6 protein-coding genes are annotated in these 8,840 nt (G+C 64.9%); 5 read left to right on the forward strand and 1 reads right to left on the reverse strand.

The genetic code is table 11. From position 1 onward, the window contains the following. Positions 1-68: 68 nt before the first annotated feature. The 5 genes from hrpA (at position 69) to ACTHN9_RS25845 (ending at position 7,835) form a co-directional block, all read left to right on the forward strand. On the forward strand, positions 69-4,013 hold the full coding sequence (gene hrpA / locus ACTHN9_RS25825; protein WP_440539658.1) for an ATP-dependent RNA helicase HrpA: 3,945 nt from the start codon (positions 69-71) through the stop codon (positions 4,011-4,013). Between the two features lie 134 nt (positions 4,014-4,147). After that, a complete protein-coding gene (locus ACTHN9_RS25830) occupies positions 4,148-5,173 on the forward strand; it encodes a YVTN family beta-propeller repeat protein (RefSeq protein WP_440539659.1) in 1,026 nt (341 codons plus the stop codon). Between the two features lie 13 nt (positions 5,174-5,186). Further along, entirely contained in the window at positions 5,187-6,176 is a 990-nt protein-coding gene (locus ACTHN9_RS25835; protein ID WP_440539660.1) for a sterol desaturase family protein, read from the forward strand. A 12-nt stretch (positions 6,177-6,188) separates the two neighbouring features. Beyond that, positions 6,189-7,001, forward strand: coding sequence for an EI24 domain-containing protein (locus tag ACTHN9_RS25840; protein ID WP_440539661.1), 813 nt, complete (start codon positions 6,189-6,191; stop codon positions 6,999-7,001). Positions 7,002-7,010: 9 nt separating this feature from the next. Then, on the forward strand, positions 7,011-7,835 hold the full coding sequence (locus ACTHN9_RS25845; RefSeq protein ID WP_440539662.1) for a competence/damage-inducible protein A: 825 nt from the start codon (positions 7,011-7,013) through the stop codon (positions 7,833-7,835). Here the strand turns inward: ACTHN9_RS25845 and ACTHN9_RS25850 are convergent. After that, the gene (locus ACTHN9_RS25850) at positions 7,832-8,299 is read right to left on the reverse strand and encodes a rhodanese-like domain-containing protein (protein WP_440539663.1); all 468 of its coding nucleotides are present in this window, start codon (positions 8,297-8,299) and stop codon (positions 7,832-7,834) included. The two genes, ACTHN9_RS25845 and ACTHN9_RS25850, sit on opposite strands and share 4 nt — an antisense overlap. Positions 8,300-8,840: the final 541 nt, after the last annotated feature.

Below are 8,840 nucleotides of genomic sequence, written 5' to 3' on the forward strand. Positions count from 1 at the left end.
AGCTTGTGGATCGAATATTTCAGGGGGTTCAGGCTTCCATCGCCTTGCGCGAAGAACGCCGGATTAATGTGCCGCGAATTTCCTATCCCGCAGATCTCCCGATCACCGCGCGCAAGGATGAAATCGTTTCCGCCATACGCGCCCATCAGGTTGTCATTCTCGCTGGCGAGACCGGCTCGGGCAAAACCACGCAGCTGCCGAAGATCTGCCTCGCGCTCGGTCGCGGCCTCGGCGCGGGCGGCTCGGGGCTGATCGGCCACACGCAGCCGCGCCGCATCGCCGCTTCGGCAACGGGCCGGCGCATCGCCGAGGAACTGGGCACGCCGTTCGGCGAAGTCGTCGGCTACAAGGTGCGGTTCACCGATAACCTCGCACCCGGCGCCTCGGTCAAGTTGATGACGGACGGCATCTTGCTGGCCGAAACGCAGACCGATCCGCTTTTGCGCGCCTACGACACGTTGATCATCGACGAAGCGCACGAGCGCAGCTTGAACATCGATTTTCTGCTCGGCTATCTGAAGCAGATTCTGCCCAAGCGGCCCGACCTGAAGCTCATCGTGACGTCGGCCACGATCGACGCCGAGCGGTTCGCGCGCCATTTCGGCAGCGATGCGCGGCCCGCGCCCGTGATCGAAGTGAGCGGCCGGCTCTACCCGGTCGAGGTTCGCTATCGCCCCGTGCAAGAGCCGAGCGCGGCGATCAAGGCGGCGCAGGGCACGACGGGGCGCGAGCGGGCCGACCGCCCGGGCCAGCCGCGCCCCGATCGGCCGAAAAGTACGCGCGATGCCGATCGCGACCTCATGGAAGCGATCGTCGATGCCGTCGACGAACTCTGCCGCGAAGGTTCGGGCGACGTGCTCGTCTTCCTGCCGGGCGAGCGCGAGATCCGCGAAGCGGCGGAGGCGCTCCGCAAGCACCATCCGCCGCACACCGAGATCTTGCCGCTGTTCGCCAGGCTCTCGGCCGAAGAGCAAGCGCGCGTGTTCAAGCCGTCGAACGCGCGACGGCTCGTGCTTGCCACGAACGTTGCCGAAACCTCGCTGACGGTGCCGGGCATCCGCTACGTGGTCGATACCGGGCTCGCGCGCGTGAAGCGATACTCGTACCGCAACAAGGTGGAGCAGTTGCAGGTCGAGCCGATCTCGCAAGCGGCGGCCAACCAGCGCGCCGGGCGTTGCGGACGGGTGGCGGACGGCGTGTGCATTCGCTTGTTCGAAGAAGCCGAATTCCAAGGCCGGCCGCGCTTTACCGATCCCGAGATCCTGCGCTCGTCGCTGGCCGCCGTCATCTTGCGGATGAAGTCGCTGCACCTGACGGAAATCGAATCGTTCCCGTTCATCGAGCCGCCGCCGGGCCGCGCGATTGCCGATGGCTACCAGCTACTGGCCGAACTCGGCGCCGTCGACGACGACAACGCGCTGACGCCGCTTGGCCGAGAACTCGCGCGCTTGCCGCTCGATCCGCGCGTGGGCCGAATGATCCTCGCCGCGCGCGATCAGCAAGCGCTCGCCGAAGTGCTCGTGATCGCCAGCGCGCTGTCGGTGCAGGATCCGCGCGAGCGGCCGGCCGATGCGCAAGAGCAAGCCGACGAGGCGCATCGGCGCTTCGCCGACGAGCGCTCGGAGTTCCTACAGTGGCTGCGGATCTGGAAATGGTTCGGCGAAGCCGTCGCGCACAAGAAGTCGAACCGGCAGCTCGTGGACGCTTGCCGCGCGCAGTTCTTGTCGCACCTGCGGCTGCGCGAATGGCGCGACGTGCATTCGCAACTGTTGACGGTCGTGCGCGAGCACGGCTGGCGCCTGAACGAGAGCGAGGCGACGTTCGAGCAGATCCATTTGGCGCTGCTCACGGGCTTGCTCGGCAACGTGGGCCTGAAAGCCGACGACGAACCGCACTACCTCGGCGCGCGCGGCATCAAGTTCTACCTGTGGCCGGGCTCGACGCTGGTGAAGAAGGCTGGACGCTGGGTCATGGCCGGCGAACTCGTGGAGACGAGCCGCCTCTACGCGCGCTGCCTCGCGAAAATCGAACCCGAATGGATCGAAAAGGTGGCGGGCCACCTGTTGAAGAAACAGCTGTCCGAGCCGCATTGGGAAAAGCGCCCGGCGCAAGTGTCGGCGTTCGAGCGAGCCACGCTTTATGGGCTGCCCGTGTATCACCGCCGTCGGGTCGCGTTCGGGCGCCAGGACCCGGCACGCGCGCGCGAGCTATTCATCCGCGGCGCGCTCGTGGAAGGGGAGTTCGAGACCAAACTTCCGTTCTTCGCCCATAACCGCAAGCTGCTGGCGGATATCGAACAGCTCGAGCACAAATCGCGCAGACAAGACGTGCTCGTCGACGACGAATTGATCTTCGCGTTCTACGATCAGGCCTTGCCCGAGGGGATCCACACAGGGGCGGCCTTCGAGCGCTGGTATCGCGATGAAATCAAGAAACAGGGGCAGCCCGAGGACAAGGCCCGTTTGCTCTATTTGTCGCGCGACGATCTCATGCGGCACGAGGCGGCCGGCGTCACGACGGATCTGTTTCCGAAGCGCCTAACGATGGCCGGCGTGGAAATGGGGCTCGGATACCACTTCGAGCCGGGCTCGCCGCGCGACGGCGTGACGCTGACGGTACCGCTTTACGCGCTCAACCAGGTCGATCCGCGCCGCGCGGAGTGGCTCGTGCCGGGCATGCTCAAGGAAAAGGTGCAGTTGCTGCTCAAGTCGCTGCCGCAGAAACTGCGTCGCCATTGCGTGCCGTTGCCCGAGTATGCGGCCGGCTTCGCGGTGCGTCATGAGTCGCGCCTCGGAGTGGGCGGCCTCGTCGAGGGGCTGATCGCCGACGTGCGCGAGCAGACTCAGGTCGCGTTGAAGACGACCGACTTCAAGCTCGAGACCTTGCCGGCGCACTTGTTCATGAACTTCAAGGTCATCGACGAGCACGGCCGGCAACTCGCCATGGGCCGCAACCTGGCGCAGCTGCGCTCGGAGATGGGGGCGGACGCGCAGCGTCATTTCCAAAAGCTGGCGGCGGGCGCTGCATTAGCGACGACGGGGGCCGCGTCGCGCCAGGCTCCGCCGGCCGGGCCGGTTCCAAGCGGCGCGCGCGCGCCGGACGCTGGGCGCCAGGATGGGCGCGCGGCGGCGAATGTCCCGGCCGCGACGGCAGGAACGGCGCTCTACGACAATCTCACGACGTGGAACTTCGGCACGCTGCCTGAGCTATTGGAAATCCGGCGGGGCGGGCAGACGCTCTTCGGCTACCCGGCGCTCGTCGACCGGACGACGCATTGCGACGTCGAGGTATTCGATTCGCCCGAGGAGGCGGCGCGCGTTCATCGGGCCGGATTGCGGCGTCTGTTCGCGTTGCAGCTACGCGAGCCGATCAAGTATTTGGAGAAGAATCTGCCCGGCCTGCGCGAGATGGCGATGCAATATATGCCGCTCGGTACGCAGGAGGCGCTGCGCGATCAACTGATCGAGATGGCGCTCGAGCGCGCGTGCCTGCAAGAGCCGCTGCCTGTCGACGACGCGAGCTTCCATGCGCGCCGCGACGAGGGCAAGGGCCGGCTTTCGCTGCTGGCGCAAGAGATCGCCCGCCTGGTCGGACAAATCCTCGCCGAGTACGCGGCCGTCGTCAAAAAGCTGCCGCAAGCGAAGCCGTTCGCGGCGGCCTATGCGGACCTGCAGCAGCAACTGCAGGCGCTGATCGGCAAGCGCTTCGTGCTCGATACGCCGTACGCGCAGCTCGTGCATTTTCCGCGTTACTTGAAGGCGATGGGGCAGCGGATCGACAAGCTGAAAGCCGATCCGGCCCGCGATGCGCGTGCGTTCGCCGACATGCAGCCGTTGTTGACCCAGTACCAGCGGGCGCAATCGGCGCGCGCCGGCGTGGCGGATCCTCGGCTCGCGGAATTCAGGTGGTTGCTGGAAGAGTTGCGTGTCTCGCTGTTCGCGCAGGAACTGCGCACGCCGATGCCGGTCTCGGTCAAGCGTCTGCACAAAGTGTGGGAGTCGATGCAGCGATGAGTGGCGGCGGCGCGATGCCGCCCCACATTCGCTTCGCATTGACGGCTACCGCGCCCGCTGTTTTTTGAATCTTGGTCAACCGCGCCGTGACGCAAACGTTTTATCATGGCGGCGGTTTTTCTGAACGAGTTCTCATGCCTACCTCTTTTCTCACATGCGTTGCGCGGGCCAAGCGGCTCGCCGGCGCGTTCGCGTTCGCCTGTGTGGCGGCCGCGGCTCCCGCGGCACACGCAAACGATGTCATCGTGCTCAACTCCGCCGAAGCGACGCTTTCGCTGATCGACCAGGCGTCGCAGCAAGTGATCGGCGGCAAGATTTCCACGGGCAAGGAGCCTCACCACTTGATGCTGACGCCCGACGGCCGCTCGTTGATCGTGGCCAATTCGGTGTCGAACGATCTGATGTTCGTCGATCCGAGAACGGGACAGTTGCAAAAGCGGCTCGAAGGCATCGAAGACCCGTATCAACTCGGTTTTTCGCCGAACGGCAAATGGTTCGTGACGACGGGGCTGCGGCTCGACCGCCTCGACATTTACTCGTACGACGCGAAGACCGATACGCCGACGCTCGTCAAGCGCCTGCCGCTCGCGACGATGCCGAGCCACATGGCGTTCACGAAAGACAACAAGATCGTGTTCGTGACGCTGCAGGTCTCGGGGCAAGTTGCCGCCGTCGATTTGGCGACCCAGACGGTCCTGTGGAAGATGAACGTCGGCAATACGCCCGCCGGCCTTTGGCTGACGCCGGGCGACAAGTACCTGCTTGTCGGCATGACGGGGGAGGACGACGTCGCGGTGATCGATTGGCGCAAGCAATCGATCGTCAAGCGGATTCAAACGGGCAAAGGCGCGCACAACTTCCGTTCGCTCGACGACGGCGTGCACGTGGCCGTCAGTAACCGCGTGGCCAGCACGATCAGCATTATCGACGAGAACACGCTCACGAACGTCGGCGATATCACCGGCCTGCTGCCCGGCCCCGACGACATGGAGCTGACGGCCGACAAGCGCTATCTGTGGGTGACGTTCCGCTTCGCCAAGCACGTCGGCATCATCGACATGCGCACGCGCAAGCTGATCAAGACGATCGCCGTCGGCCGGTCGCCGCACGGCATCTTCTTCGACGACCGTGCCCCGGTGACGGCACCGAACGGCGCTTGACGAGGCCCGGGCCATGCTGCATTCGATCGTCGCGTCGCTCGATGGGCTCGTCTCGTCGCTGCAAACTTGGCTTTTCGTCGACGTGATCCAGCCGCTCTTGTTCAAGTTCGGCTGGATGGATTACGACGAGGATACGTACGACGCGCTGTACCCCGTGATCGTCGGCTTTCTGACCATCGTGACGATGTATGCGTTGCTGCGGCCGCTCGAGGCGTGGCGGCCCGTCGAACGCTGGGAAAACCGCAAGGCGCTGCGCGTGGACGTGCTGTACACGTGGATTACGAAACTGGGCCTGTTCAATCTGTTCTTTTTCGTGGCGTTTACGCCGATCTTCGCGAACAGCCAGGTTTGGCTGCGCTACCACGGCATCGCCAATATCAATCTCGACACCCTATGGCCGGGCGTGACCTCGCGGCCGCTCGTCGCGTTCGGGATCTACCTCGTCGTGCTCGATTTCGCCGGCTACTGGTATCACCGCTGGCAGCATCGGATCGGCGTCTGGTGGGAGCTGCACGCGGTGCATCATAGCCAGCGCCAGATGTCGCTCTGGTGCGACGACCGCAATCATTTGCTCGACGATGCCATCCAAGCCGCCTTTTTCGCTGCAATCGCCATTGCGATCGGCGTGGCGCCGACGCAGTTCGTCGTGCTGACGGCGGTCACGAATTTCGCCCAAAGCGTGCAGCATACGAACGCACGCCTGCCGTTCGGTCCGGTGTTCGAGCGTCTGATCGTCAGTCCCGCGTTTCATCGCCGGCATCACGCGGTCGGCTACGGGCACGAGGGCACCGCCTACGGGTGCAACTTCGGCGTGCTGTTCCCCTGGTGGGATATGCTGTTCAAGACGGCCTCTTGGAACCGCGCGGTCGAACCGACCGGCATCCGTCAGCAGATCGAGGGTGAATCGTATGGAGAGGGTTTCTTCGCGCAGCATTGGCTCGCGTTCGTGCGCATCGCGCGCCGGCTGGGCGGGCGCCGCTCGGGAGGCGCGCCCGCGCTTTGACGGGGTGAGCGCATGAGCGATTTCCTGCGCGCGCTGGGTAAGGCCACGGCAAGCGTCCTGCATCCGCGCATGCTGTGGCTCACGTTCATGCCGTTTGTCGTGGCCGCGGCCGGGTGGGGCGTCTTCTTCTGGTTCATGTGGCAACCGCTCGTCGGCGCCGCGCGCGCATGGCTGGCCGCCTCGTGGTTCGGCGCGGCGCTCGACCGCGCCTTCGACTGGGTCGGCCTGACCGCGCTGCATACGGCGCTGGCGCCGTTCCTCGTCATCGCCTTGGCGATACCGCTGATCGTCACGACAGTGCTGCTCCTGATCGCGACGATTTCGATGCCGCTCGTGGTGCGCCATCTTTCGCTACGGCGCTACGCCGGGCTCGAAGAGCGCCACGGCGGCTCTTGGTACGGCTCGCTCGTGCATTCGCTCGTGACAACCGTGGTCTGCGTCGTCCTGTTCTTGGTGACGCTGCCGTTGTGGCTCTTTCCGCCGCTGTTCGCCGTGATTCCGCCATTGTTGTGGGGCTGGCTGACTTACCGCGTCATGACCTACGACGCGCTCGCGTTACATGCCAGCGCCGCCGAGCGCCGGACGCTGATTCGGCGCCATCGCGGGCCGCTGTTCGCGATCGGCGTCGCCTCGGGCTTGATCGGCACGGTGCCGACGCTCATCTGGGCCGGCTCCGTTTGGCTCGTTGTGCTCTTTCCGGTGATCACCGCCGCCACGATCTGGATCTATGCGTTTATCCTCGTGTTTTCGGCGCTATGGTTCGGCCACTATTGCCTGGACGCGTTGCAGCGCCTGCGCGCCGAAGAGGCGCTTCCATCCACTTGAGGGCGGTATATGGCATTTGGCGTCATCATCATCGGCGATGAAATCCTGTCGGGCCGGCGCGCCGACAAGCATCTGCCGAAAGTCATCGAATTGCTGAGCGCCCGCGGCTTGGCGCTCGGCTGGGCCGAATACATCGGCGACGATCGCGAGCGGATTACCGCCACGCTTACGCGCTCGTTCGCCTCGGGCGATATCGTGTTTTCGACGGGCGGCATCGGCGCGACGCCCGACGACCACACCCGGCAATGCGCGGCCGAGGCGCTCGGCGTGCCGCTCGAGCTGCATCCCGAAGCGGCCGAACTCATCCGGGCCCGAATCCGCGACATGCAAGTGGCCTCGGGCGCCGCCAACGCGTCCGAACCGCTCGACTTCGATTCGCCCGACAATCGCCACCGAATGAACATGGGCGTATTTCCGCGCGGCGCGTCGATCATCCCGAACGGCTACAACAAGATTCCGGGCTTTTCGGTGGGCGATCATCATTTCGTGCCGGGCTTTCCCGTGATGGCTTGGCCGATGATCGAATGGGTGCTCGACACGCGCTATGCGCACCTGCATCATGCCGTCGCCCACGCCGAGCGCTCGCTCTACGTGTTCGAACTCATGGAATCGACGCTCACGCCGCTCATGGAGAAAATCGAAGCCGACTTCCCGGGCGTGCGCGTGTTCAGCTTGCCGAGCGTGGGCGACGCCGAGCGCGGCGGCGTCTTTGCTCGGCGGCATATCGATCTAGGGGTCAAGGGCGAGCCCGAGGCCGTTGCCGCCGCTTTCGTCAAACTGCGAGAAGGCGTGCATCTGCTCGGCGGCGATATCGTCGAACCGCAGGCCGACTAAGCCCCCATCCACGGCAACCCGCGAAAGCACCACCCGGTCACGGTCTTGCGATGACCGTTGCCGTCCTTGTCGCCCTCGAATCCTTCCAACAGATCGTAGGCCTGCTCGAAGCCGGCTTGCGCCGCCGCGACGGCCGCTAGTTTCGAGCGCGCCGCGCTGCGGCACAGGAAGAGCACGGGCGTATCCGCGCCGGCCACCGCCTGTTTCAATTGCTCGACGAATTCCGCATTCGGCACGCCGCCCGGATAGCGCGTCCATTCGATATGCACGTATTGGCCGTCGCCCACGAGCGGCCGGCCGACCCAATCGAGTTCCGCGCGCGTGCGGACGTCGACCAGACGCGCACGCGGGTCGAGCTGCAACAGCTCGAAGGCCTCGTGCGGCGACACGGCACCGGCATAGGGCAATTGGTGCTCGGCGCGGCGCGCGCCAGCTTGCGCGAGGATTTGTTCCAGCGAACTCATGGCCCATCGTCTCCTTGATCCCGTAAAGGGACATTCTAGCCCCGGGCCGTGCATGGCGAGCGGTCCGCGTATCGACACAATGCTTCGACACAATGGTGCAGCCGAGCGATGAAACCGATGCGCCAAAAGTGTGCATTTTTCAATGCAATGCACCACAATGGGCGTTTAAGACCGGAATGCGAGCGATTGCGCACTGTTTATGTGCGTCCGCACGTTTCCTGACCGCGGCCGCTGTTCGGTACGGTGCGCACCCGATGCCGATGCGGGGCGCGGTCGGACAAGGCCCTCCCGGCCCCCGGCGGCAACGGTGCGCACACTCTGGCACGGAAGCTGCTTTTACCTGCGGCGATCGCTTGCAAGATCGGCTTTTGGGCGTCGGAAGGCGCAACGAGCCGACGCGCGATAAAAGCGAAGAACCGCCGAACCTATCAATGGAGAAGAGGATATGAGTAAATCCGTGGCCGACGTCATGCAGCTCGTGAAGGACGAGGACGTCAAGTTTGTCGACTTTCGCTTCACCGATACGCGCGGCAAGGAGCAG

Origin of the sequence: Trinickia sp. (assembly GCF_051953405.1) — a bacterium.
Lineage (GTDB): Bacteria > Pseudomonadota > Gammaproteobacteria > Burkholderiales > Burkholderiaceae > Trinickia.

Excerpts from the sequence above, each read along its gene's own strand:
- ACTHN9_RS25830 (WP_440539659.1), top strand. The coding sequence starts at position 4,148 with ATGCCTACCTCTTTTCTCACATGCGTTGCGCGGGCCAAGCGGCTCGCC.
- ACTHN9_RS25835 (WP_440539660.1), top strand. The coding sequence starts at position 5,187 with ATGCTGCATTCGATCGTCGCGTCGCTCGATGGGCTCGTCTCGTCGCTG.
- ACTHN9_RS25840 (WP_440539661.1), top strand. The coding sequence starts at position 6,189 with ATGAGCGATTTCCTGCGCGCGCTGGGTAAGGCCACGGCAAGCGTCCTG.
- ACTHN9_RS25845 (WP_440539662.1), top strand. The coding sequence starts at position 7,011 with ATGGCATTTGGCGTCATCATCATCGGCGATGAAATCCTGTCGGGCCGG.
- ACTHN9_RS25850 (WP_440539663.1), bottom strand. The coding sequence starts at position 8,299 with ATGAGTTCGCTGGAACAAATCCTCGCGCAAGCTGGCGCGCGCCGCGCC.